The following is a 23166-nucleotide window of genomic DNA, read 5'->3' as shown; positions in this document are numbered from 1 at the left end:
CAAGCATTCCTTGCGCAAGAAATGATGGCGACCGCTCGTCCGCCGGTCCGGATCGCCTGTCCGCCTGTCCCAAGGCGCGGGACGAGGCCCCGGGCGGAGGCCCGAGGACGGGCGGGACGCCGGACGCCGGCTACCGGAGTGGGGAGCGGCGTGGTCGGGTAGGGGTCGACGACGGTCGGCCCCCAGGGGGAAGCGGTGGCAGCGCTAGGCCGGGATGGCGAGCGAGGAGGGGGCCGGTCGCTGCGACTTCGGGCCGCCCGTGCCCGACTGGCGGACCACGGCGGTGGAGCCGCGCACCACCAGCTCCGGGCGGAACAGGTACTCGGAGTGCGGGGCGGCGTGCCCGTTGATCTCGTCCACCAGGGCCCGGACCGCGGCCACCGCCATGGCGGTGACCGGCTGCCGCATGGTGGTCAGCGGCGGGTCGGTGAAGGCCATCAGCGGTGAGTCGTCGTACCCGACCACGGAGACGTCCGCGGGGACGGAGAGGCCGCGCTGGCGGGCGGCCCGGATCGCGCCGAGGGCCATCAGGTCGGAGCCGCAGACGATGCCGGTCACGCCGCGCTCGATCAGTCGGCCGGCGGCGGCCTCGCCGCCCTCGACGCCGAAGAGGGAGAGCTCGGCCAGCTCGCCGACCTCCGCCTCGGTCGCCCCGACCAGGCGGGTCATCGCGGCCCGGAAGCCGGCCACCCGGCGCTGCACCGGCACGAAGCGGTCCGGGCCGGTGATCAGGCCGATCCGCCGGTGGCCGAGCGCGACCAGGTGCGCGATGGCCAGCTCGGTGGCCTCGCCGTCGTCGCAGGAGACGAAGGGCGCCGCGATGCCGGGTGCGTACCCGTTGATCATGACGATCGGCAGCGGGCGGGCGATCAGCGCGCGGTACCGGTCGTGGTTGGCGGCCGTGTCGGCGTGCAGGCCGGAGACGAAGACGATTCCGGAGACCTGCCGGTCCAGCAGCATCTCGACGTACTCGTCCTCGGTCACCCCGCCGGGGGTCTGGGTGCAGAGCACCGGGGTGAAGCCGCTCTGCGCCAGCGTCGACTCGATGACCTGCGCGAAGGCCGGGAAGATCGGGTTGTCCAGCTCGGGCACGACCAGGCCGACCAGGCCGGCGCTGCGCTTGCGCAGCCGGGCGGGGCGCTCGTAGCCGAGCACGTCGAGGGCGGTGAGGACGGCCTGCCGGGTCTCGGGGGCCACTCCGGGGCGGTCGTTGAGCACCCGCGACACCGTGGCCTCGCTGACTTCGGCCTGTTGGGCGATGTCGGACAGTCGAGCGCGCATGGCGGCACTTTAGCTCAACAGCAAAGTCTTGCGTACACTCCTGCAAGCCCTTCCATCCTCTGCAACCTCTTGCTAACGTGCCCGCAACACGCGAGAGCAGCGGCGCAGCACCCCGCGCCGGTCAGCAAGAAATTTCAGAGGTTTCCACTGGCGGGCCGCCCTTCCCCCGGCGGGCCGCCATGACGACAGGAGTACCGATGCGCATCCGTACCGCGGGTGTGGTCGCTGTCCTCGGCCTGGCGCTCGCCGCGTCCGGCTGCGGTGGCAGTGACAGCGACAAGCCGGCCGCCAAGGAGTCCGCCAAGGCGACCGGCGGCAAGCTGGTCATCTGGGCCGACGACAAGCGGGCCGCCGCCCTGAAGCCGTTCGCCGACGAGTTCGGCAAGGAGAACGGCGTGACCGTCGAGGTCCAGGCCGTCTCCAAGGACCTGCAGACCAACTTCGTCACCGCCTCGCAGCAGGGCAGCGGCCCGGACGTCGTGGTCGGCGCGCACGACTGGATCGGCAACATGGTCCAGAACGGCGCCATCGACCCGGTGCAGCTCGGCGCCGAGCAGAAGAGCGGGTTCAACGAGACCGCGATCAAGGCCGTCACCTTCAACGGCCAGGTCTACGGCGTCCCCTACGCCACCGAGAACGTCGCGCTGATCCGCAACACCGAGCTGGCCCCCGAGGCGCCGAAGACGATCGAGGACCTGGTCACCGCCGGCAAGAAGCTCAAGGCCGAGAAGAAGGCCAGCGAGATCCTCTGCCTCCAGTCCGGCCAGAACGGCGACGCGTACCACATCTACCCGCTGTACACCTCCGGCGGCGGCTACCTGTTCGGCACCGCGGCCAACGGCGACTACGACCCGAAGGACCTGGGCGTGGGCAAGCCGGAGTCGATCGCGGCCTTCCAGAAGATCGCGAAGCTCGGTGAGAAGGGCGAGGGCGCGCTCAAGCGCTCCATCACCGGCGAGAACTCCATCGCCACCTTCACCAGCAAGAAGTGCGCCTTCCTGGTCTCCGGCCCGTGGGCCATCGCCGACGCCAAGAAGGCCAACATCAAGTACGACATCTCCCCGGTCCCCGGCTTCGCCGGTGGCAAGGAGGCCCAGCCGTTCGTGGGCGTCCAGGCGTTCTACGTCGCCGCCAAGGGCAAGAACAAGGCCCTGGCCCAGGAGTTCGTCACCAACTACGTGACCAAGCCCGAGCTGGCCGTCGCGCTGTACAAGGCCGAGCCGCGCCCGCCGGCGCTGACCGCCGCCTTCGACCAGGTCAAGGGCGAGGACCCGGACCTGGCCAAGTTCCAGGAGGCCGGCAAGAACGGCCAGGTGCTCCCGGCGATCCCGGCCATGGCCGCGATCTGGGACCCGTTCGGCAAGGCGGAGGCCGCCGTCATCGGTGGCGCCGACCCGGCCAAGACGATCACCGCCGCCGGCAAGACCATCGCTGGTCAGATCAAGTAATGAGCACGTCGCTGTCCGGCCCGGAGCCTGCCACGCAGGCTCCGGGCCGGGAGCCCGTTCGCCGCGGGCTCCCGCGCAAGTCCCGTACCGCGCGGAACCACGCGCCGATCACCGCGACCGGCCTCGTCGTCAAGGTGATCCTGCTCGGCCTGGTGGCCGGGATCGCGATCTGGGCGGCGTTCCCGCTCATCGAGGCCGAACACTGGGTCGGACTGGGCATCCTGGCGGTCACCACCGCCGGCCTGTTCTACCTCTACCTCAGCCGGCGGCACATCCCGGCCAAGTACCTGGTTCCCGGCACGCTCTTCCTCATCGCCTTCCAGGTCTTCCCGGTGCTCTACACCGCGAGCACCGCCTTCACGAACTTCGGCGACGGACACCGCGGCAGCAAGCAGGACGCGATCGTCGCCATCCAGACCTCCTCGGTGAAGCAGGTCCCCGGCTCCACCGAGTACTCCCTCTCCATCGCCACCAAGGGCGACCCGGCGAGCGGACCGCTGGTCTTCCTGCTGAGCGACCCGAAGACCAAGGAGGTCTTCGCGGGCGACGCGGGCGGGCTGCGCAAGCTCGACGCCGGCCAGGTGACCGTCAGCAGCCTCACCGGCAAGGTCACCGCCGCCGACGGCTACACCGTGCTCAACATCGGTCAGGCCAGCGTCCGCAGCGACGCCATCACCGCCCTGGTTGTTCCCACCTCCGGCGGCGCCATCCGCTCCAACGGCCTCACCCGCGCCTACGAGGGCAAGGCCGTCCGCGCGTACGACGCCGGGTGCGACTGCGTCAAGGACACCGAGACCGGTAAGACCTGGACCGCCGACGAGGCCACCGGCTCCTTCGTCGCCGCCGACGGCGAGCGGCTCACCCAGGGCTGGAAGGTCAACGTCGGGCTGAAGAACTTCAGCCGGGTGCTCACCGACCCGAACATCTCCGGACCGTTCTTCGGCACGCTGCTGTGGAACTTCGCCTTCGCGATCGGCTCGACCGGCCTCACCTTCCTGCTCGGCATGGCCATCGCGCTCGCCCTGCACTCGCCCCGGATGCGGGGGACGAACCTCTACCGGGTGCTGCTGATCCTGCCGTACGCCATGCCGTCGTTCGCGATGCTGCTGGTCTGGCGGGACATGTTCAACACCGACTTCGGCCTGATCAACAACCTGTTCGGACTCGGCATCGACTGGTTCGGCGGCAGATGGTCGGCCCGGATCGCGGTGCTGCTGGTGCAGCTCTGGCTCGGCTACCCGTACATGTTCCTGGTGGCCACCGGCGCGCTCCAGGCCATCCCGCGCGAGCTGACCGAGGCCACCTCGGTCGACGGCGCCAGCCCGTGGCAGTCGTTCCGGGCGGTCACCCTGCCGCTGCTGCTGGTGGCCCTCTCGCCCCTGTTGATCGCGTCGTTCGCGTACAACTTCAACAACGTCAACGCGATCCTGTTCACCACCGAGGGCGGCCCGTTCGCGCCGGACAACCCGACCAACGGCGCCACCGACCTGCTCATCACCTACACCTACCGGCTGGCCTTCGGCGCGCAGGGCGCCGAGTACGGACTGGCCACCACGGTCTCGATCTTCATCTTCGCGATCGTGGCGATCGTGGCGGCGATCAGCTTCTCGCGGACCCGCAAGCAGGAGGAGGTCTACTCGTGACCACCTTGTCGGACGCCGCCGTCGCCAACCGGGCCGGAACGGGGAAGTCGAAGGGACGCTGGTTCGCCCAGGTGGGCTGGCGGCACGTGGTCGGGGTGCTGGCGGTGGCGTTCAGCCTCTTCCCGATCCTCTTCGTGATCTCCGCGGCGCTCAACCCGCTCGGCACGCTCTCGTCGACGGAGCTGCTGCCGACCGGGATGTCCCTGGAGAACTTCACCAACCTGTTCCAGAACACGCCGTTCGCTCACTGGTTCCTCAACTCGCTGCTGCTCGCCGGCGTGGCCAGCTTCGCGTCGATCTTCCTGTCGGCGCTGGCGGCGTACGCGTTCTCCCGGATGCGCTTCGCCGGTCGCCGGGTCGGGCTGCTCGCGCTGCTGCTGATCCAGATGTTCCCGCAGTTCCTGGCCATCGTGGCGATCTTCCTGATCTTCACGACGGTCACCGCCCTGTGGCCGGCGATCGGCTTCAACACCCCGTGGGGCCTGTTCCTGCTCTACATGGGCACCGCGCTCGGCGCGAACACCTGGCTCATGAAGGGCTTCTTCGACACCCTGCCGAAGGAGCTGGACGAGTCGGCCACCATGGACGGCGCCTCGCACGCACAGGTCTTCTTCCGGATCATGCTGCCGCTGGTGGCGCCGATCCTGGCGGTGACCGGACTGCTCGCCTTCATCGGCTCGATCAACGAGTTCATCATCGCCAACGTGTTCCTCACCGAGCCGAACTCGAAGACCCTGGCGGTCGGGATGTTCGGCCTGGTGGCCGGGGAGCGCAACAACAACTTCGGGATGTTCGCGGCGGGCACGCTGCTCACCGCGATCCCCACGGTGCTGGTGTTCCAACTGCTCCAGCGCTACATCGTCTCCGGCCTCACCGCCGGAGCGGTCAAAGGCTGAGCCTCCTCGGCTCACGCTGCGGCAAGGACGTCGTGTCGACGTACACCGGAGCGGTTATCGGGCGGATCGCCGCGGTCGGGTCACCGGGCGCGGCGGGTGCCCGCCCCACTCCCCGTCCGAACGACGCGAAAGGCATCCCCCCATGTCGCTGCAGCCGCACCACGACGGATCCGCCACCTACGTACCCGAGCAGGAGCCCGCGCTCGGGCAGACCGTCCCGGTCTTCGTCCGGGTGCCGGCGGGGGCCGACGTTCGCCAGGTGCACGTCCGGACCACCGGCGACGGCGAGCCCCGGTTCGCCGAGGCCGTCGTCGACCGCACCGAGGGCGGTGACGTGTGGTGGCGGGCCGACGTCGAGGTCCGCAATCCGGTCAGCAACTACCGGTTCATGATCGAGGGCGCGCGGGGCTACCGCTGGCTCAACGCCGCCGGCCTGGTCGACCACGACGTGCCGGACAACGGTGACTTCAAGCTGGTCAGCTACGCGCCGCCGCCGGCCTGGGCCCGGGACGCGGTGATCTACCAGATCTTCCCGGACCGGTTCGCCCGCTCGGCCGCCGCCGACGGCCGGATCGCCCCGGACTGGGCCATCCCCTGTGACTGGGACACCCCGGTGATCGGGCGCGGCCCGGAGACCCCGCGCCAGTTCTACGGCGGCGACCTGGACGGCGTCACCGAGCACCTGGATCACCTGGACCGGCTCGGGGTGAACACCGTCTACCTCACTCCGATCTTCCCGGCCCGCTCCAACCACCGGTACGACGCGGCCAGCTTCGACACCGTGGACCCGCTGCTCGGCGGGGACGCCGCCCTGGCCCGGCTCGCCGACGCGGTGCACGCCCGGGGCTGGCGGCTGCTCGGCGACATCACCAGCAACCACACCGGCGACGCACACCAGTGGTTCACGGCCGCCGCCTCGAACGTGCACGCGCCGGAGCGGGAGCTGTACTACTTCGACGAGGTGACCGGGGACTACGAGTCGTGGAACGGGGTCAAGTCGCTGCCGAAGCTCAACTGGGGCAGCGCCGAGCTGCGCCGGCGCTTCGCCACCGCCGAGGACTCGCTGCTGCGCCGCTGGCTGCGCCCGCCGTACGGGCTGGACGGCTGGCGGGTCGACGTGGCGAACATGACCGGCCGGCGGGGCGCGGACGCGTACACCCACGAGGTGGCGCGGCTGCTGCGCGAGGTCGTCGCCGACACCCGGGCCGACGGGCTGCTGCTCGCCGAGCACGGCCACGACCACACCGGTGACCTGGACCGGGACGGCTGGCACGGCACCATGAACTACGTCGGCTTCACCGACCCGGTCTGGTCCTGGCTGCGCCACGGCGACGAGCCGCTGCCGAACTTCCTCGGCACGCCCGGCGGGGTCCGCCGGCGGGACGCCGCCGCCATGCTCGCGACCATGAACACCTACCGGTCGCTGATCTCCTGGCGGTCGTACGTGCACTCGTGGCAGCTGCTCGGCTCGCACGACTCGGCCCGGATCCGGACCGTGGTCGGCGGCGCGGCGCGGCAGGAGGTGGCCGCCGGGCTGCTCGCCACCATGCCGGGCACCCCGGTGATCTTCGCCGGTGACGAGCTGGGGCTGACCGGCACCAACGGCGAGGGCTCGCGTACCCCGATGCCCTGGCACCGGCCGGAGAGCTGGGACCGGCGCACGTTCGACGCGTACCGGTCGCTGCTGGCGCTGCGGCGCGGCGAGCCGGCGCTGCGGCACGGCGGCCTGCGCTGGGTGCACGCGGACGCCGAGACGCTGGTCTTCCTCCGCGAGGCGCCCACCGGCACGGTGCTGGTGCTGGCCCGCCGCGCGCCCGGCACCCCGGTCCGGCTCGCCGGCCTCCCGGCGGCCGAGAACATCTACGGCGGCGCCGCCGCCCTGCGCCCCGACCCCACCGGCGCGGCGACGCTGCCGGCCGACGGCCCCACGTTCCAGGTCTGGCGCCTGGCCTGAGGCGCCGGTCGCCTCAGGATCGCGCTCCGGCCGGGCGGTAGTGGTCTCCCCGCACCGGGAGACCACTACTGCTGTGGTCGAGCACGATCAGCGCGGCCGGGGCCAGGTCAGCGGGGCGCCGGGCGGTGGCTGGCCAGCAGGGCGCGGACGCCGGCCAGGTAGGTGTGGCGGTCGGGGTGGCCGGTGAGGATGCGTTGCATGAAGTAGCCGGGGATCAGTCCGAACAGGGCTGCGCCGACCGCCTCGGGGTCGGCGTCCGGGGGTAGTTCGCCGGCGTCCCGGGCCCGCCGGGACAGCTCCGCGAAGCGGTTCCGCAGGCGGGTGTACGTGTCCCGGACGAATCCGGCCAGCGCCGGGTCCCGCTGCGCCTCGCTCCAGACCTGGATGGCCAACGGCAGGAGGCCGTCGGGGCCGGTCTGGGAGTCGACGAAGGCCAGTGCCCGGTCCAGCGCCTCGACCAGCGGAAGCGGCGGCTCGGCGCCGGCCAGCTCGGCGAAGAGGCCGTCCGCCCCGCCGATCACCGACTGGGCGATCGCGGTGATGAGGTCGTTCTTACTCGGGAAGTAGCGGTACACCGCCCCGACCGACAGTCCGGCCTCGGCGATCACGTCCTGCATCGAGGTGTTGTGGAAGCCGTCGCGCAGGAAGCAGCGGCGGGCGGCGTCGAGGATCTGCTGCCGGCGGGCCGCCAGGTGTTCTTCCGATACGCGTGGCACGCCGCACAGTGTAAAACGAACGTTCGTTCTTGACTGGAGGTCGGGTCGGGGCGCACCCTCAGACTTAAAGAGAACGAGCGTTCGTTTTTAGGAGAACGTCATGTCCCTGCCCGCGTCCCGGACCCGCTCACCCTGGTTGCTCGCCGTCCTGCTGGCCGCGCTGGTGGTGGCGGTGCAGGCCCTGCTCGTACCGCTGTTCGCCGCCCCGGCGACCCACCTCGCGCCCCGCGACCTGCCCGTCGCCGTCGCCGGGCCGCCCCAGATGGCGGCCCAGCTCGCCGGCCGGATCGAGGCCGTACGCCCCGGCGCCTTCGACGTGACCACCCTCCCCGACGGCGCGGCGGCCGACCGGGCGCTGCGCGACCGGGAGGTGTACGCCGCGTTCGTCGCCGGCCCGGACGGCGTCGCGCTGCACACCGCCCCGGCGGCCAGCCCCACCGTGGCCGCGCTGCTCACCGAGGCCTCCGCCCAGCTCTCCGCCGGCCGTCCGGTGCCGGTGGTGCCGGTCGTCCCGGCCGACCCCGACGACCCGCGCGGCAGCGGTTTCGCCGCCGGCTTCCTGCCGCTCGCGCTGACCAGCATGCTGGCCGGGGCGCTGCTCGTCCTGCTGGTCGCCCGCCGGGGCGCCCGGCTGCTCGGGCTGGTCGGCTACGCCACCCTCGCCGGCCTGGTCGGGGCGGCGGTGCTGCACGGCTGGCTCGGCGTCCTGGATGGCTCCTGGTTGCTCGAGGCCGGCGCCATCGGGCTGTTCGCGCTGGCCGCCGCCAGCACCGTGGCCGGCCTCGGGGCGCTGCTCGGCGGCCCCGGCATCGGGCTCGGCGCGCTGCTGGTCTTCCTGGTGGGCAACCCGCTCTCCGCGGTCGGCGCCGCGCCGGAACTGCTGCCGCAGCCGTGGGGGACGATCGGGCAGTTCCTGCCGGTCGGGGCCGGTGGCACGCTGCTGCGCTCGGCCGCGTTCTTCGACGGGGCCGGCGCGTCCCGGGCCCTCGCCGTGCTGGCCGGCTACGCGGTGTTCGGCCTGCTCCTGGTGCTGGTGGGACGGTTCCGGCCGGCCGCGGGCGCCGTTCCGGCGGCGGACCGGGGGCGCCCGGTGGAGGTCACGGTATGACGGCGGCTTCGGCGGGCCGTCTACTACAAACCGTCGTTGGTAGGGAAGGATGGCCGCCATGGAAGCTCTTCGGCTGATACTTCTCTTCGTCCACCTGATCGGGTTCGCGTTGCTGCTGGGCGGTGCGATCGCCCAGTACGCCACCGGCCGGCTGCGGATCAACGCGGCCATGCTCTGGGGCGCGATCATCCAGGTGTTGACCGGGATAGGGCTGTCCGCGCCGCTGCGCGAGCCGGACCACGAGCCGGCGCCGGCGAAACTTGTTACCAAGTTGGTGATCGCCCTGCTGATCTTCGTCATGGTCTTCTTCTCCCGTAAGCGGGAGTCCGTCAACCGTGGCCACTTCCTCGCGATTATCGGCTTGACCCTGCTCAACGCCGCTGTGGCGGTCTTCTGGCGGTAGCCTCGGAAGGAGCGGAAAGCCGAAGAAAAACGGACGTTCGCGGCACCTCTCCGGAGGGCTGTCGGCACGAAAAGTGACGTGCCCCACGCAAGGGTTACGTAGGGGTAACGGACGCTCAACAGTCGTGCACGATTGTCGGCCGGTGGGTGGGCGCGGGCGTACGCTCCCGTCCGTAACGTGGGACGCCGGCGGCACACCGCAGGCCGGCGCAAGGGCTGCCACCGCGCACGACGCGGTGTGCAATGGGAAGGAGACGTCTTGCGCTCTGTGCGTGGGATGCGGTTCGCCTCCGCGATCGTGGCGGGTGGCCTCGTGCTGGGTGCCGCCGCCTGTGGTGAGGCCCCCAAGGACGACAACAACGCCGGCGGCAACGGCGGCAAGAAGTTCAGCGCCTGCATGGTGACCGACGTCGGCGGCATCGATGACAAGTCCTTCAACACCTCAGCCTGGAAGGGCCTGCAGGAGGCGAAGAAGGAGAACGACAACATCGACATCAAGAACGTCCAGTCGAAGGCCGAGGCGGACTACGAGGTCAACCTGACCGGGTTCGTCAACCAGAAGTGCGACTTCATCCTGGCGGTCGGCGGCCTGATGTCCGACGCCACCAAGAAGGCCGCGCAGGCGAACCCGAACCAGCAGTTCGCGATCGTCGACTCGAACCCGGGCCTGGACAACATCTACCCGATGCAGTTCGACACCGCCCAGGCCGCCTTCCAGGCCGGCTACCTGGCCGCCGGCATGAGCAAGACCGGCAAGGTCGGCACCTACGGCGGCCTGCCGATCCCGCCGGTGACCATCTTCATGGACGGCTTCGCCGACGGTGTGGCCTACTACAACAAGGCCAAGGGCAAGAACGTCCAGGTCCTCGGCTGGGACAAGGCGACCCAGAAGGGCTCCTTCACCAACGACTTCGTCAAGCAGGACGAGGGCAAGAAGGTCTCCGACGCGCTGGTCGCCCAGGGCGCGGACATCATCATGCCGGTCGCCGGTGGCGCGGGCCTCGGCACCACCGCCGCCGCGCAGGCTTCGAACGGCAAGTACTCGGTGATCTGGGTGGACGTCGACGGTTGCGAGAGCACCCCGAACTGCCCGGCGCTGGTGACCACCGTCGTCAAGAACATCCCGGACGCCGTCAAGGAGGCCGTGCTCAAGGCCGCCGGTGGCGAGAAGCTCCAGGCCAAGCCCGGCTTCGTCGGCACCCTGGCCAACAACGGCGTCTCGATCGCCCCGTACCACGACTTCGACAGCAAGGTCCCGGCGGACCTGAAGGCCGAGGTCGACAAGATCAAGGCGGACATCGCCGCCGGCACCATCACGGTCACCTCGAAGGCCCAGCCGACCAAGTGACCGAACCGTCGGCCTCCGCGATGGGATCATCGGCAGCGGGGGCCGACGGTCACCAGGCATGACGATCCGGCCGCCTCGGCGTACGTGGGGAACCTCCCCACGCCGCCGGGGCGGCCGATCCACGATCACCCCCCACTGACCCCCACCCGGCGCGGTGGCCGGCGGGCAGCCGCTACGCTGCACCATCGCTCGCACTCCAGGAGGTTGCGCTGAGACTCGAACTGCGCGGCATCACCAAACGGTTCGGTGATCTGGTCGCCAACGACCACATCGACCTGACGGTGGAGCCTGGAGAGATCCATGCCCTGCTCGGCGAGAACGGCGCCGGCAAGTCGACCCTGATGAACGTGCTCTACGGGCTCTACCAGCCCGACGAGGGCGAGATCCTGGTCGACGGGAAGCCGCTGAAGCTGAAGGGCCCGTCGGATGCCATCGCGGCCGGGATCGGCATGGTGCACCAGCACTTCATGCTGGTGCCGGTCTTCACCGTGGCGGAGAACGTCATGCTCGGCGCCGAGCAGGTCAAGGGCGGCTTCACCGGCTTTCTCGACCGCCGGCGGGCGCGGCGGGAGGTCGCCGAGGTCTCCGAGCGGTACAACCTCCGGGTCGACCCGGACGCGGTGATCGAGGACCTGCCGGTCGGCATCCAGCAGCGGGTGGAGATCGTCAAGGCGCTCACCCGCGACGTCGACCTGCTGATCCTCGACGAGCCGACGGCCGTGCTGACCCCGCAGGAGACCGAGGAGCTGCTCACGGTCATGCGGTCGCTCAAGGCCGCGGGCAAGTCGATCGTGTTCATCACCCACAAGCTGGGCGAGGTCAAGGCGATCGCCGACCGGATCACGGTGATCCGGCGCGGCAAGACCGTCGGCACCGCCGAGCCCACCGCCAGCCGGGACGAGCTGGCCGCGCTGATGGTGGGTCGCAGCGTCCGGCTGACCGTGGACAAGAAGCCGGCCACCCCCGGCAAGCCGATCCTGGAGGTCGCCGGCCTGGTGGTCGACGACGACCGGCAGGTGCGCGCGGTCGACGGCGTCGACCTGACCGTGCACGCCGGTGAGGTGCTCGGCGTCGCCGGCGTGCAGGGCAACGGGCAGACCGAGCTGATCGAGGCGATCATGGGCCTGCGGCCGGTGCTGGCCGGCACCGTCACGCTGGACGGCGAGGCCGTGCACGGCTGGCCGACCAAGAAGGTGCTCCGCGCCGGCGTCGGCTACGTGCCGGAGGACCGCAGCGTGGACGGCCTGGTCAAGGAGTTCTCCGTGGCGGAGAACCTGGTGCTCGACATCTACGACCGGCCGCCCTTCGCGAAGGGCCTGTCGCTGAAGCCGGACGCCATCGCGAAGTCGGCGAAGGAGCGGATCGAGCAGTTCGATGTCCGCACGTCCTCGGCCGACGCGGCCGTGGGCACCCTCTCCGGCGGCAACCAGCAGAAGGTCATCGTGGCCCGGGAGCTGTCCCGGCCGCTGAAGCTCTTCATCGCCGCCCAGCCCACCCGCGGCGTCGACGTCGGCTCGATCGAGTTCATCCACAGCCGGGTGATCCGCGAACGGGACATCGGCACCGCCGTCATGGTGGTCTCCAGCGAGCTGGACGAGGTCATCGGCCTGGCCGACCGGATCGCGGTGATGTACCGCGGTCGGATCATCGGCGTGGTCGGCCCCGACACCCCGCGCGAGGAGATCGGCCTGCTGATGGCCGGCATCACCCCGGACACCGCGACCACCGGTACGCCCGGCGCGGCCGCCCCCGAGGCCCCTGTCGAAGAGGACGAGGCATGAGCAACCCGAACCCGGTGTCGGGCTCCCCGGACAAGGAGCCGGCGACCGAGGCGCAGGAGGCGCAGAGCGAGGCGCGGGCGACCCCGACCGCGCCCGCCGGCGACACCGAGCGCGCGGTCCCCGCCACCGCGACCAAGCAGCCCGCGGCCGAGGAGCGCCGCCCCTCGCTGGGCCGGCTGTTCCTGGAGAACCTCTGGGCGGCCAACACGGTCACCGTCACCGTGCTGGCGGTGCTGCTGGCGCTGCTGGTCGGCGCGGTGCTGATCATCGTCTCCGACCCGGAGGTGCTGGCCACCTACGGCTACATCACCGCGCGGCCGTCGGACGCGATCAACTCCAGCTGGACCGTGGTGAGCGAGGCGTACGCGAACCTGTTCAAGGGCGCGATCTTCGACCCGGAGGCGAGCGGCTTCACCGCCGCGCTCAGCCCGATCTCGGAAACGCTGACCTACACCGCGCCGCTGGTCTTCACCGGCCTGTCGGTGGCGCTCGCCTTCCGCGGCGGCCTGTTCAACATCGGCGCGCAGGGCCAGGCGACGATCGGTGTCATCCTCTCCGCCGTCATCGGCTTCGCGCTGCCGCTGCCGCCCGGTGTGCACCTGCTGGTCGCGCTGATCGCCGGTGCGGCCGGCGGCGCGCTCTGGGGCTTCGTCCCGGGCATCCTCAAGGCGCGTACCGGCGCCCACGAGGTGATCAACACGATCATGCTCAACTACGTCGCGGTCTACTTCCTGTCCTGGATCATCGTGCAGAACGGGGTGCAGAACCCGAACCGGTCGGACGCGATCAGCAAGCCGGTCGAGTCCTCCGCCCAGCTGCCCCGGCTGCTCGGCGACAACCTGCGGGTGCACGCCGGCATCCTGCTCGCGGTGCTGGTCACCTGGTTCGTCGCCTGGCTGCTGAACCGGTCGACGCTCGGCTTCGAGTTCCGCGCGGTCGGCGAGAACCCGGACGCCGCCCGGACCGCCGGCATCAGCGTCGCCAAGACGTACGTGCTGGTGATGGCGATCTCGGGCCTGCTGGCCGGCCTCGGTGGCAGCCAGATGGTGCTCGGGTCGACCGCGAACGCGCTGACCCCGCTGGTGATCGCGCAGATCGGCTTCGACGGCATCCTGGTCGCCCTGCTCGGCCGGGTGAAGCCGTGGGGCGTGCTGCTGGCCGCGCTGCTGTTCGGCGCCCTCCAGGCCGGCGGCAACCGGATGCAGTCGTACTCCGGGATCTCGCTGGAGCTGGTCACGGTGCTCCAGGCGCTCATCGTCATCTTCATCGCCGCACCGGCTCTGGTGAAGGCGATCTTCCAGCTCCGGGCGGCCCGCGCGGCCCGGTTGCAGACGAGCCTCGCGAAGGGCTGGTGAGCATGTCCACCACCGCTGTCCCCGAGGTCGCCGTGACCACGGTCGACGAGGGCTTCTGGACGCGCGCCCGCAAGACCGGCGCCGTCCTGCTGGCGCTGGGCGTGCTCGCGACGGTGCTGTTCGGCGCGCTCGCCACCGGTCAGCAGGCCCGCTTCACGCTCAGCGAGACCGAGGGCGGCGCCGCGCTGGAGATCAACGGCACGGTCGGCGCGATCCTGTTCGGGATCATCGCCGCCGCGGCGGGCGCCGCCCTGCTCGCCGGGGTGCCGAAGCGCTGGTTCACCCTGGTGCTCGGCGTCGGGCTGGTCGCCTTCGTGCTGAGCTTCCTCTGCTGGCAGGTGTCCGCCGCCCCCGAGGGCCGCAACTTCATGCCGCTGGTCAACGTCGTCCGGGGCACGTTCATCCTGGCCCTGCCGCTGATCTTCGGCGCGCTGGCCGGGGTGCTCTGCGAGCGGTCCGGCGTGGTGAACGTGGCGATCGAGGGGCAGCTGCTGATGGGCGCCTTCTCCGGCGCGCTCTTCGGCAGCATCACCGGCAGCGTCTGGGTGGGGCTGGTCGCCGCGGCGATCGGCGGCGCGCTCATCTCGTTGCTGCTCGCCGTGTTCGCCATCCGCTACCTGGTCGACCAGGTGGTCATGGGCATCGTGCTCAACCTGCTGGCGGTCGGCGTCACCGGCTTCCTCTACGAGCGGCTGATGCAGACCGACGCGACGAAGTACAACAGCGCGCCCCGGTTCAGCAACTGGGAGATCCCGCTGCTCAAGGACATCCCGCTGCTCGGCCCGGCGCTGTTCCGGGGCAACATCTTCCTCTACCTCGGCCTGCTGCTGGTGCTGGTCATCCACATCGCGCTGTTCCGTACCCGGTGGGGTCTGCGGACCCGGTCGGTCGGCGAGCATCCGACCGCCGCGGACACCCTCGGCGTGCGGGTGCTGGGCCTCCGCTACCGCAATGTGATCATGGCGGGCATGGTCGCCGGGGTCGGCGGCGCGTCGTACACCCTGGCGCTCTACTCCTTCACCAAGAACATGATCGGCGGTAAGGGCTTCATCGCCCTGGCCGCGCTGATCTTCGGCCGGTGGAGCCCGACCGGCGCGCTGCTCGCGGCGCTCTTCTTCGGCTTCGCCGACCAGCTCGCCACCTATTTGGGGGCGATCGGCAGCAGCATCCCCAGCCAGTTCCTGGCGATGCTGCCCTACCTGGCGACCATCCTGGCGGTGGCCGGGCTGGTCGGGAAGGTCCGGGCGCCGGCCGCCGACGGCAAGCCGTACATCAAGGGCTGACCGCCCACGACGCAGCGTGCCCGGCGGGGGAGACCCGCCGGGCACGACCGTCTCCGGGCCGCCACCGGCACAGAGCGGCGTGAATTGGGCAGAATGGGAGACGTGATGGAGATCGACTGGGAGCGGCTGCGGGCCGCCGCCACCGAGGTGATGCGGCACGCGTACGTGCCGTACTCGAAGTTCCCGGTCGGGGCGGCCGCCCTGGTCGACGACGGTCGGGTGGTGGTCGGCTGCAACGTGGAGAACGCCGCGTACGGCGTGGTCCTCTGCGCCGAGTGCGGCGTGGTCTCCTCGCTGCACGCCACCGGCGGCGGCCGGATCGTCGCGCTGTCCTGCGTCGACGCCACCGGCGAGCCGCTGATGCCCTGCGGCCGGTGCCGGCAGCTGCTCTGGGAGCAGGGCGGCCCGGAGTGCCTGATCGAGGCGAAGGGGCGCCCGCTGCGGATGGCCGAGCTGCTGCCGCACGCCTTCGACGTGGCCGACCTGGAGGCGGTGACCGCCGAGCACCCGGTGCCCGTGGTGCCGGACCGGCTGGCCGCCTGGCGCGGGCGTGGCACCGTCTTCGTGCACCCCGACCTCTCCGCCGGCCAGCAGGTCTGGACGGCCTACTGGGAGCGGGCGGCCGGGGACACCGAGGGCGCCGAGACCGGCGTGCTGGAGGAGGGCCCCACCTGGGACGACCCGGCCGAGGCGATCACCTGGGGGCTGGCCCGTACGCCGCGCGTCGTGGTGGTGGACGCGTCGGGCACCATCTTCTGGGCCGGTGAGGGTGAGCCTCCTCTGGAGATCCCGGTTCGCTGGTCTGGCGCTTGAGCTTGTGGGGATCGGGCCGACCGTGACCGGCTCCGGGCGGTCAGGCTTGATCCCTCCGCCGGTCACGGTCGGCCCGATCCCTCGGTGGTGGCGCTCGTCGTGAGGGTGCAGCCGGTGCCCGACGCGTTGTCTGATCTATGGATAGGAAACTCGAAGGTGAGTGCTTTTACGGCGGTTGACGTTATCCGGGCCAAGCGGGACGGGGGCGTGCTGAGCGACGGGCAGATCGACTGGGTCGTCGACGCGTACACCAAGGGGCTGGTGGCCGACGAGCAGATGTCCGCGCTCGCCATGGCGATCCTGCTGCGCGGGATGACCGCGCCGGAGATCGCCCGGTGGACCGCCGCGATGATCGCCAGCGGGGAGCGGCTGGACCTCTCCCCGGTGTCCCGGCCGACCGTGGACAAGCACTCCACCGGCGGCGTCGGTGACAAGATCACCCTGCCGCTGACCCCGCTCGTCGCCGCCTGCGGCGCCGCCGTGCCGCAGCTCTCCGGCCGCGGCCTCGGGCACACCGGCGGCACCCTCGACAAGCTGGAGTCGATCCCGGGCTGGCGGGCGGCGCTGAGCAACGACGAGTTCATCGCCCAGCTCCGCGACGTCGGGGCGGTGATCTGCGCGGCCGGCGAGGGGCTGGCCCCCGCCGACCGCAAGCTGTACGCGCTGCGCGACGTCACCGGCACCGTCGAGGCGATCCCGCTGATCGCCAGCTCGATCATGAGCAAGAAGATCGCCGAGGGCACCGGCGCCCTGGTGCTCGACGTGAAGGTCGGCTCGGGCGCGTTCATGAAGCACGTCGACGACGCCCGCGAGCTGGCCCGGACCATGGTCGAGCTGGGCAAGGCGCACGGCGTGAAGACCGTCGCGTTGCTCACCGACATGTCCACCCCGCTCGGCCTTGCCGTCGGTAACGCGGTCGAGGTGACCGAGTCGGTCGAGGTGCTGGCAGGCGGCGGCCCCGCCGACGTGGTGGAGCTGACCCTGGCGCTGGCCCGGGAGATGCTGGACGCGGCGGGCCTGCCGGACGCCGACCCCGAGGCGGCGCTGCGGGACGGCCGGGCGATGGACGCCTGGCGGGCGATGATCCGCGCGCAGGGCGGCGACCCGGACGCCCCGATGCCGGCCGCCAACGAGGTCGAGGTGGTCTGCGCGACCGAGGACGGTTACGTCGCCGGGATCGACGCGTACGCCATCGGGGTGGCCGCGTGGCGGCTGGGCGCCGGGCGGGCCCGCAAGGAGGACCCGGTCAGCATCCCGGCCGGGGTGGTGCTGCACAAGCGCCCCGGCGACCGGGTACGCGTCGGCGAGCCCCTCTACGAGCTGCGGGCCGAGCACGCCGAGCGGATCCCGGCCGCGCTCTCCGAAGCGGAGCGGGCGGTGCGCATCGCGCCGGACGCCCCGGCAGCGACGCCGCTGGTCATCGAGCGGATCGGCTGATCGTTCCCGGACATGGTGCCGGGGCGGCCGAGCCGCTATTCTCCCAGGCCAAGGGGGGACCGACCGGCGATGAGCCGTGGTGAGCAGACAGGGACCTGAGCCGTGCGCGTACCCGCCCCCGACCCCCGGGCCGTCCGTGAGGCGAGCCTCGACGAGCTGTCCCGGCTGGGCCTCCCGCTGCCGCCCCGGCAGTTCCCGCTGGTGTGGGAGCCGGGGGACGAGATCGAGCTGCGGCCCACCCCGGAGATCGAGGCCCGGATCGCGGTGCTGCACGTGATCCTGGCCCGGTGCTTCGGCATGCCCGCGCAGGCGGCGATGAGCTGGCTGCTGGAGTCACACCTGGTCGAGCTGGTGACCCCGCCGGAGTGGCAGTTCGTGATGGGCGGCAAGGGCGACCACCGCTCGTTCGTGCTGCACCACGACGCGCTCTTCTCGCTGGCCTGGGTGCTCGGGCTGACCAAGGAGCTGGACCCGACGGTGCCGGTGGACGAGCGGCTGGTCGAGCGGATGCCGAACCTCGTCGGCGGGGAGACCTTCGCGCAGTGGCGGGCCCGGATCCTGGCCGCCCCGCAGCACCCGGCCGACGCCGCCGCCCTGCTCGACCTGCACTACTGCCTGGACTGGGCGTACCTGGAGTCGGAGCAGGCCGGGCGGGCGCTGCCCGGGCTGGTGGACGCCAACGCCATCGGGCAGCGCCGCTGGGCGCTGGAGTGGGCGGTGGTGCTGCGCGGGCCGTACCACGACGAGCCGCCGGGCTGGGAAGAGGTGGACCTCTCCACCTGAGGACCGGTCAGCGCGGCCGGTGCACGCCGAGCCGGACGGCGAGGGTCACCGGCACCGGCTCGGGCAGCGCGGCGATCCGCTCGGCGAGCCGGGCCGGGTCGGTGTGCCACGCACTGGGCCCCATCCCGACCAGGGTGGCCACCTCGGTGCGGGTCAGCTCCAGCCGCGCCCGGTGCACGGTGGCCGACTCCTCGGTGAAGTGCGCGCCCAGGCTGCCGGCGACCCGGTCCGCCTTGGCCGGGTCGACCCGCAGCAGGTCGAGCGCGCCGACCAGTTCGGCGAGGTGGTCCGCGGTGGGGGTGACCACCAGCAGCGCGCCCGCCGGGTCGAGCACCCGGTGGAACTCCGCGCCGTTGCGCGGGGCGAAGACGTTCAGCAGGACGGCGGCGGAGTGGTCGGCCAGCGGCAGCCGCTGCCAGGTGTCGGCCAGCGCCGCCGCCGCGCGGGGGTGGGCCCGGGCCGCCCGGCGCAGCGCCGGCTTGGCGACGTCCAGCGCCAGACCGACCGCGTCCGGCAGCGCCGCCAGCACCGCCGCGAGGTACCAGCCGGTCCCGGCACCGGCATCCACCACCAGGGGGTACGCCCCGCCTGCCGCGGTGTCCGCCGGGCTGAAGCGGGCCGGCGGCCCGACGGCGCGTACCCGGTCGGCCACCTGGCCGGCGGTGGCGGCGAGGGCGGCGGCGACGGTGTCGTAGTGACCGGCGGCGAGGAAGTCGGCGCGGGCGGCGACCATCTCGGCGCTGTCTCCGCTGTGCGGGGCGCGGCCGGCGAGCAGGTTGACGTACCCCTGGCGGGCGACGTCGAAGCTGTGCCGGCGCGGGCAGCGCAGCGCCCGGGCGGTGCCGACGGTGGCCTCGGCCAGTGGCTCGGCGCACACCGGGCAGCGCAGCCGGGCCAGGATGCTGTCGTCCACGTCAGCCCTCCGGCGCGGTCGGGCGGCCGGACAGTCGGTCGACCACCCGCTGGGTCAGCGCGCCCAGCGCGTCGATCTCCTCCGGGCTCAGCAGGTCGATGAGGTGCCGGCGGACCGCGGCGACGTGGCCCGGGGCGGCGGCCTCGATGGCGGCCCGGCCGGCCGGCGTCAGCACCACGATGGAGCCGCGGCCGTCCGAGGGGTGCTCCTCCCGCGTGACCAGGCCGCGCTGCTGCATCCGGGCCAGGTGGTGGGACAGCCGGCTGCGCGACCAGAGCATCCGGTCGGCCAGCTCGCTGAGCCGCAGCCGCTGGTCGGGCGTCTCGGAGAGGTCGGAGAGGACGTCGTAGTCCGGCTCGGAGAGGCCGGCGTCCTGCATCAGCTCCCGGGCCAGCTCCAGGTCGAGCAGGCGGCGCATGCGGCGGTAGCCGCGCCAGGCCCGGGCCTCGCGCGCGTCCAGCCAGCGTGGGGCGTCCATGTGCCGAGCCTAACTTACTTGTTGACATGTCATCAAACCCGCCCTACGGTCGATGACATGTCAACCACATTGCCGACACGGCTGGTACGGCTCCTCACCGGCCTGGCCCTCTTCGGCGCCAGCGTGGCGCTGATGGTCCGGGCGGATCTCGGCCTGTCCTCCTGGGACGTGCTGCACCAGGGCCTCGCCACCCGGACCGGTCTGCCGCTCGGGTGGATCGTCAACGGCGTGGCGCTGCTGGTCCTGCTGCTCTGGTTCCCGCTGCGTCAGCGGCCGGGCCTGGGGACGGTGGCCAACGTCGCGCTGGTCGGCCTGGCGCTCGACGCGGTGCTGGCGGTGCTGCCGCCACCGTCCGCGCTTCCCACCCGGGTCGGCCTGCTGGTCCTCGGCATCCTGCTCAACGGGGTCGCCACCGGTCTCTACCTCGGCGCCCGTCTGGGGCCCGGGCCCCGCGACGGCCTGATGACCGGCCTGGCCGCGCGCGGCCTGCCCGTCGGCCGGGTCCGCACCGGGATCGAGCTGGCGGTGCTCGCCGTCGGCTGGCTGCTCGGTGGGACGGTCGGTCCCGGCACCCTGCTGTACGCGCTCTCCATCGGGCCGCTCGCCCAGTTCCTCATCCCCCGACTCGCCGTGCCCGTTTCGGGCCGGCACACCACGACAGGAGTGACCCCGCCATGCCCCGCCTGAACGTGATCGTCGCCAGCACCCGACCCGGGCGGGTGGGCCGGCGGATCGGTGACTGGTTCACCGCGGCCGCCGTCCGCCACGCCGCCTTCGACGAGGTACGCCTGGTCGACCTCGCCGAGGTCGGGCTGCCGTTCCACGACGAGCCGCACCACCCCTCCGAGGGCGTCTACCTGCACGAGCACACCCGGTCGTGGAGCGAGACCACCGCCGCCGCCGACGCCTTCGTGCTGGTGATGCCGGAGTACAACTACGGCTTCAGCGCGCCGCTGAAGAACGCGATCGACTACCTCTACCACGAGTGGCGGCACAAGCCCGTGGGCTTCGTGAGCTACGGCATGAGCTCCGGCGGCCTGCGGGCGGTCCAGATGATCAAGCAGGTGGTGACCACGTTGAACATGATGCCGGTCAACGAGGCGGTGACCATCTTCCTGCGGCAGGCGCTGGACGAGGCCGGTGAGCTGCGACCGGATCCGGGCCGGGAGGCGGCCGCGGATCAGATGCTCGATCAGCTGGCCCGGCTGGCCGTCGCGCTCGCGCCGCTGCGGGTGCCGGCGTGACCGCCCGGCTGTGGGAGCTGTTCGGCGAGCGGGGGCGCGGGGTGCTGGTGACCCTGCGCCGGGACGGGCGGCCGCAGCTCTCCAACGTCGACTACCTGGCCGAGCCGGGGCTGATCCGCTGCTCCACGACGGGGGACCGGGCGAAGGTGCGCAACCTGCGCCGCGATCCGCGGGCCAGCTTCCACGTCACCACCGCCGACGGCGGGGCGTACGCGGTGGCCGAGGGCACGGTGGCGCTCACCCCGCCGGCGGCGGCCACCGACGACGCCACGGTCGACGAGCTGGTCGAGGTCTACCGGCGGATCCGGGGCGAGCACCCGGACTGGGCGGACTACCGGGCGGCCATGGTGGCCGACGGCCGGGTGGTGCTCCGCCTGACGGTCGAGCGGGTGTACGGCTGGCGGCCGTGACCGGTCCCGTACCGCGCCTCGACGGACGGTGACTAGTGTCTGAGCATGGTCGCAATCTCGTACGAGGACATCGTCAAGGTCCCGAAGGCGTTGCTGCACGATCACCTCGACGGCGGGCTGCGGCCCGCCACGATCGTGGAGCTGGCCGCCGAGGTCGGCCACGAGCTGCCCGCCACCGACCCGGAGGCGCTGGGCCGCTGGTTCGTCGAGGCGGCGAACTCGGGCTCGCTGGAGCGCTACCTGGAGACCTTCGCGCACACCGTGGCGGTCATGCAGACCGCGCCGGCGCTGCGCCGGGTCGCCCGCGAGTGCGCCCTGGACCTGGCCGCCGACGGCGTGGTCTACGCCGAGGTCCGGTTCGCCCCCGAACAGCACCTGGAGCAGAACCTCACCCTGGACGAGGTGGTCGACGCGGTGGTCACCGGGTTCCGGGAGGGGAGCGCGCTGGCCGCCGAGGCGGGCAACCCGATCCGGGTCGGCACGCTGCTGACCGCGATGCGGCACGCGGCCCGGTCGCAGGAGATCGCCGAGCTGGCCGTCCGGCACCGGGACACCGGGGTGGTCGGCTTCGACATCGCCGGGGCCGAGGCGGGCTTCCCACCCACCCGGCACCTGGACGCCTTCGAGTACCTCCAGCGGGAGAACTTCCACTTCACCATCCACGCCGGCGAGGCGTTCGGGCTGCCGTCGATCTGGCAGGCGATCCAGTGGTGCGGCGCGGACCGGCTGGGCCACGGCGTCCGCATCGTCGACGACATCACCACCGGGAATCCGCCGGTGCTGGGCCGGCTGGCCGCGTACGTCCGGGACAAGCGGATCCCGCTGGAGCTGTGCCCGTCGTCGAACGTGCAGACCGGGGCGGCGGCGTCGATCGCCGACCACCCGATCGGGCTGCTGCGCGACCTGCGCTTCCGGGTGACGGTCAACACCGACAACCGGCTGATGAGCGGCACCTCGATGTCCCGGGAGATGGCGCTGCTGGTGGAGGCCTTCGGCTACGGCTGGAAGGAACTCCAGTGGTTCACCATCAACGCGATGAAGAGCGCCTTCATCCCGTTCGACGAGCGCCTGCGGATCATCGACGAGGTGATCAAGCCGGCCTACGCCAAGCTGATCGGCTGATCAGGAGTGCGGGTGCGGGTGGCCGGCGAGCAGGGCGGCCACCCGGCGCAGCACCTCGCCGGCCCGGGCCGCCTCGGCGCCCAGCCCGGTCTGCCGGCGCAGCACCGCCGGCTCGGCGCGCAGCAGCGCCACCCCGCGGCTGATCAGCACCCGGGGTGCCTTGCGCTGCTCGGCCAGGTCCCGGGCCAGCCGGCGGACGAAGGTCGCGCCGCGCGGCCGGCGCAGCGCGTACGCCCCGGCGAGCAGGCCGCGGCGCCGGCACTCGGCGACGATCTCGGCGGCGAAGATCCCTTCAGCGATGAAAAATGGCGAACCGGCGACATCGAATGGCCGGGTGGCCACCCTCCGGTCTGCGCCGATCGCATAAACCGGCACTTCGGCCTTGCCGTCCTGGGCCAGTCGGGCAATGGTGTCCACCGCCGACTCCGCGTCCCAGGACAGCGGGGACTCCCAGTCCACCTGTCCGTTTCGGCGCGGACACGTAGGGTCATCGCCGTCCTTGTAGAAGTCGTCCAGGCAGAGCACCGGAAGTCCGGTTCGCTGGGCAATGTACGACTTTCCGGAGCCGGAGGGACCGGCGAGGAGGACGACGCGGTGAGGGTGTTCCATTACTTTGAGTGACTCCGGCCAGACGGATTGCTATCAAATTGCATCAACATCTCATCACACCGTCCGCGAGGGACAGCCTGGGCTTTCTCTTTGCGGACCGGCGTGATGGAATCTCGGAGGTCCGACCCGCCGGGTCGGTCGC

At 71.8% G+C, this 23166-nt stretch carries 22 protein-coding genes; 17 read left to right on the top strand and 5 right to left on the bottom strand.

What is annotated here, in order from left to right; genetic code table 11:
• Positions 1-204 precede the first annotated feature (204 nt).
• Entirely contained in the window at positions 205-1281 is a 1077-nt protein-coding gene (locus ACGFI9_RS06605) for a LacI family DNA-binding transcriptional regulator (protein WP_393175713.1), read from the bottom strand.
• Positions 1282-1478: 197 nt separating this feature from the next.
• Here ACGFI9_RS06605 and ACGFI9_RS06600 point away from each other — a divergent pair, with 197 nt between their 5' ends.
• The 4 genes from ACGFI9_RS06600 (at position 1479) to ACGFI9_RS06585 (ending at position 7222) form a co-directional block, all read left to right on the top strand.
• Positions 1479-2729 (top strand): extracellular solute-binding protein, encoded by a 1251-nt coding sequence (locus tag ACGFI9_RS06600; protein WP_393175711.1) that lies wholly within the window; start codon positions 1479-1481, stop codon positions 2727-2729.
• Positions 2729-4372 (top strand): ABC transporter permease subunit, encoded by a 1644-nt coding sequence (locus tag ACGFI9_RS06595; protein WP_393175709.1) that lies wholly within the window; start codon positions 2729-2731, stop codon positions 4370-4372. The genes ACGFI9_RS06600 and ACGFI9_RS06595 overlap by 1 nt, the downstream gene beginning before the upstream one ends.
• A complete protein-coding gene (locus ACGFI9_RS06590) occupies positions 4369-5268 on the top strand; it encodes a sugar ABC transporter permease (protein WP_393175707.1) in 900 nt (299 codons plus the stop codon). The genes ACGFI9_RS06595 and ACGFI9_RS06590 overlap by 4 nt, the downstream gene beginning before the upstream one ends.
• A 142-nt stretch (positions 5269-5410) precedes the next feature.
• Positions 5411-7222, top strand: coding sequence for a glycoside hydrolase family 13 protein (locus ACGFI9_RS06585; RefSeq protein ID WP_393175705.1), 1812 nt, complete (start codon positions 5411-5413; stop codon positions 7220-7222).
• Between the two features lie 107 nt (positions 7223-7329).
• On the opposite strand, the gene ACGFI9_RS06580 is transcribed toward ACGFI9_RS06585, so the two are convergent.
• A complete protein-coding gene (locus tag ACGFI9_RS06580; protein WP_393175703.1) occupies positions 7330-7938 on the bottom strand; it encodes a TetR/AcrR family transcriptional regulator in 609 nt (202 codons plus the stop codon).
• 100 nt (positions 7939-8038) lie between these two features.
• Here ACGFI9_RS06580 and ACGFI9_RS06575 point away from each other — a divergent pair, with 100 nt between their 5' ends.
• The 9 genes from ACGFI9_RS06575 to ACGFI9_RS06535 all read left to right on the top strand — a co-directional run bounded on the left by ACGFI9_RS06575 (position 8039) and on the right by ACGFI9_RS06535 (position 18248).
• Positions 8039-9046, top strand: a complete 1008-nt coding sequence (locus ACGFI9_RS06575) for a hypothetical protein (RefSeq protein WP_393175701.1) — start codon at positions 8039-8041, stop codon at positions 9044-9046.
• A gap of 58 nt (positions 9047-9104) precedes the next feature.
• Positions 9105-9449, top strand: a complete 345-nt coding sequence (locus tag ACGFI9_RS06570; protein ID WP_393175699.1) for a hypothetical protein — start codon at positions 9105-9107, stop codon at positions 9447-9449.
• A 276-nt stretch (positions 9450-9725) separates the two neighbouring features.
• Complete coding sequence (locus ACGFI9_RS06565) at positions 9726-10796, top strand: BMP family protein (RefSeq protein ID WP_393176636.1); 1071 nt, start codon at positions 9726-9728, stop codon at positions 10794-10796.
• A gap of 209 nt (positions 10797-11005) precedes the next feature.
• Positions 11006-12577, top strand: coding sequence for an ABC transporter ATP-binding protein (locus tag ACGFI9_RS06560; protein ID WP_393176634.1), 1572 nt, complete (start codon positions 11006-11008; stop codon positions 12575-12577).
• On the top strand, positions 12574-13932 hold the full coding sequence (locus ACGFI9_RS06555; protein ID WP_393175697.1) for an ABC transporter permease: 1359 nt from the start codon (positions 12574-12576) through the stop codon (positions 13930-13932). The genes ACGFI9_RS06560 and ACGFI9_RS06555 overlap by 4 nt, the downstream gene beginning before the upstream one ends.
• Before the next feature lie 2 nt (positions 13933-13934).
• Positions 13935-15215, top strand: coding sequence for an ABC transporter permease (locus tag ACGFI9_RS06550; RefSeq protein WP_393175695.1), 1281 nt, complete (start codon positions 13935-13937; stop codon positions 15213-15215).
• Positions 15216-15308: 93 nt separating this feature from the next.
• Positions 15309-16028: a cytidine deaminase gene (locus ACGFI9_RS06545; RefSeq protein ID WP_393175693.1), complete on the top strand. Its 720-nt coding sequence runs from the start codon at positions 15309-15311 to the stop codon at positions 16026-16028.
• 156 nt (positions 16029-16184) lie between these two features.
• Positions 16185-17465 carry a thymidine phosphorylase gene (locus tag ACGFI9_RS06540; protein WP_393175691.1) on the top strand — a complete coding sequence of 427 codons (1281 nt, stop codon included), beginning with the start codon at positions 16185-16187 and terminating at the stop codon, positions 17463-17465.
• Between the two features lie 102 nt (positions 17466-17567).
• Positions 17568-18248 carry a DUF4272 domain-containing protein gene (locus tag ACGFI9_RS06535; RefSeq protein WP_393175689.1) on the top strand — a complete coding sequence of 227 codons (681 nt, stop codon included), beginning with the start codon at positions 17568-17570 and terminating at the stop codon, positions 18246-18248.
• A gap of 7 nt (positions 18249-18255) precedes the next feature.
• Here the strand turns inward: ACGFI9_RS06535 and ACGFI9_RS06530 are convergent, their stop codons facing one another.
• Together ACGFI9_RS06530 and ACGFI9_RS06525 are read right to left on the bottom strand one after the other, a co-directional pair.
• Positions 18256-19161, bottom strand: coding sequence for a putative RNA methyltransferase (locus ACGFI9_RS06530; protein WP_393175687.1), 906 nt, complete (start codon positions 19159-19161; stop codon positions 18256-18258).
• A gap of 1 nt (position 19162) precedes the next feature.
• Positions 19163-19639: a MarR family winged helix-turn-helix transcriptional regulator gene (locus ACGFI9_RS06525; protein WP_393175685.1), complete on the bottom strand. Its 477-nt coding sequence runs from the start codon at positions 19637-19639 to the stop codon at positions 19163-19165.
• Between the two features lie 57 nt (positions 19640-19696).
• On the opposite strand from ACGFI9_RS06525, the gene ACGFI9_RS06520 reads away from it, so the two are divergent.
• From ACGFI9_RS06520 to ACGFI9_RS06505, 4 genes are read left to right on the top strand one after another with little or no spacing between them, the layout of a single operon-like run.
• Complete coding sequence (locus ACGFI9_RS06520; protein WP_393175683.1) at positions 19697-20326, top strand: YitT family protein; 630 nt, start codon at positions 19697-19699, stop codon at positions 20324-20326.
• A complete protein-coding gene (locus ACGFI9_RS06515) occupies positions 20314-20883 on the top strand; it encodes an NADPH-dependent FMN reductase (protein ID WP_393175681.1) in 570 nt (189 codons plus the stop codon). The genes ACGFI9_RS06520 and ACGFI9_RS06515 overlap by 13 nt, the downstream gene beginning before the upstream one ends.
• On the top strand, positions 20880-21293 hold the full coding sequence (locus ACGFI9_RS06510; protein WP_393175679.1) for a PPOX class F420-dependent oxidoreductase: 414 nt from the start codon (positions 20880-20882) through the stop codon (positions 21291-21293). Before ACGFI9_RS06515 ends, ACGFI9_RS06510 begins: the two co-directional genes overlap by 4 nt.
• Positions 21294-21338: 45 nt before the next feature.
• Positions 21339-22415: an adenosine deaminase gene (locus tag ACGFI9_RS06505; RefSeq protein ID WP_393175677.1), complete on the top strand. Its 1077-nt coding sequence runs from the start codon at positions 21339-21341 to the stop codon at positions 22413-22415.
• Here ACGFI9_RS06505 and ACGFI9_RS06500 read toward each other — a convergent pair whose 3' ends face one another.
• A complete protein-coding gene (locus tag ACGFI9_RS06500; protein ID WP_393175675.1) occupies positions 22416-22874 on the bottom strand; it encodes an ATP-binding protein in 459 nt (152 codons plus the stop codon).
• Between the last annotated feature and the right edge of the window lie 292 nt (positions 22875-23166).

Source organism: Micromonospora sp. NPDC048930 (genome assembly GCF_043197935.1).
Classification (GTDB): domain Bacteria; phylum Actinomycetota; class Actinomycetes; order Mycobacteriales; family Micromonosporaceae; genus Micromonospora.
Note: the sequence above shows the minus strand (reverse complement) of the source record. Positions and strands in the feature narration are given on the sequence as shown.

What these genes read in the sequence shown, in the direction of transcription:
- ACGFI9_RS06515 (WP_393175681.1), top strand. Translation starts at nt 20,314, where the DNA reads ATGCCCCGCCTGAACGTGATCGTCGCCAGCACCCGACCCGGGCGGGTG.
- ACGFI9_RS06505 (WP_393175677.1), top strand. Translation starts at nt 21,339, where the DNA reads ATGGTCGCAATCTCGTACGAGGACATCGTCAAGGTCCCGAAGGCGTTG.
- ACGFI9_RS06550 (WP_393175695.1), top strand. Translation starts at nt 13,935, where the DNA reads ATGTCCACCACCGCTGTCCCCGAGGTCGCCGTGACCACGGTCGACGAG.
- ACGFI9_RS06605 (WP_393175713.1), bottom strand. Translation starts at nt 1,281, where the DNA reads ATGCGCGCTCGACTGTCCGACATCGCCCAACAGGCCGAAGTCAGCGAG.
- ACGFI9_RS06555 (WP_393175697.1), top strand. Translation starts at nt 12,574, where the DNA reads ATGAGCAACCCGAACCCGGTGTCGGGCTCCCCGGACAAGGAGCCGGCG.
- ACGFI9_RS06575 (WP_393175701.1), top strand. Translation starts at nt 8,039, where the DNA reads ATGTCCCTGCCCGCGTCCCGGACCCGCTCACCCTGGTTGCTCGCCGTC.
- ACGFI9_RS06585 (WP_393175705.1), top strand. Translation starts at nt 5,411, where the DNA reads ATGTCGCTGCAGCCGCACCACGACGGATCCGCCACCTACGTACCCGAG.
- ACGFI9_RS06570 (WP_393175699.1), top strand. Translation starts at nt 9,105, where the DNA reads ATGGAAGCTCTTCGGCTGATACTTCTCTTCGTCCACCTGATCGGGTTC.
- ACGFI9_RS06595 (WP_393175709.1), top strand. Translation starts at nt 2,729, where the DNA reads ATGAGCACGTCGCTGTCCGGCCCGGAGCCTGCCACGCAGGCTCCGGGC.
- ACGFI9_RS06545 (WP_393175693.1), top strand. Translation starts at nt 15,309, where the DNA reads ATGGGAGACGTGATGGAGATCGACTGGGAGCGGCTGCGGGCCGCCGCC.
- ACGFI9_RS06565 (WP_393176636.1), top strand. Translation starts at nt 9,726, where the DNA reads ATGCGGTTCGCCTCCGCGATCGTGGCGGGTGGCCTCGTGCTGGGTGCC.
- ACGFI9_RS06600 (WP_393175711.1), top strand. Translation starts at nt 1,479, where the DNA reads ATGCGCATCCGTACCGCGGGTGTGGTCGCTGTCCTCGGCCTGGCGCTC.
- ACGFI9_RS06520 (WP_393175683.1), top strand. Translation starts at nt 19,697, where the DNA reads ATGTCAACCACATTGCCGACACGGCTGGTACGGCTCCTCACCGGCCTG.
- ACGFI9_RS06525 (WP_393175685.1), bottom strand. Translation starts at nt 19,639, where the DNA reads ATGGACGCCCCACGCTGGCTGGACGCGCGCGAGGCCCGGGCCTGGCGC.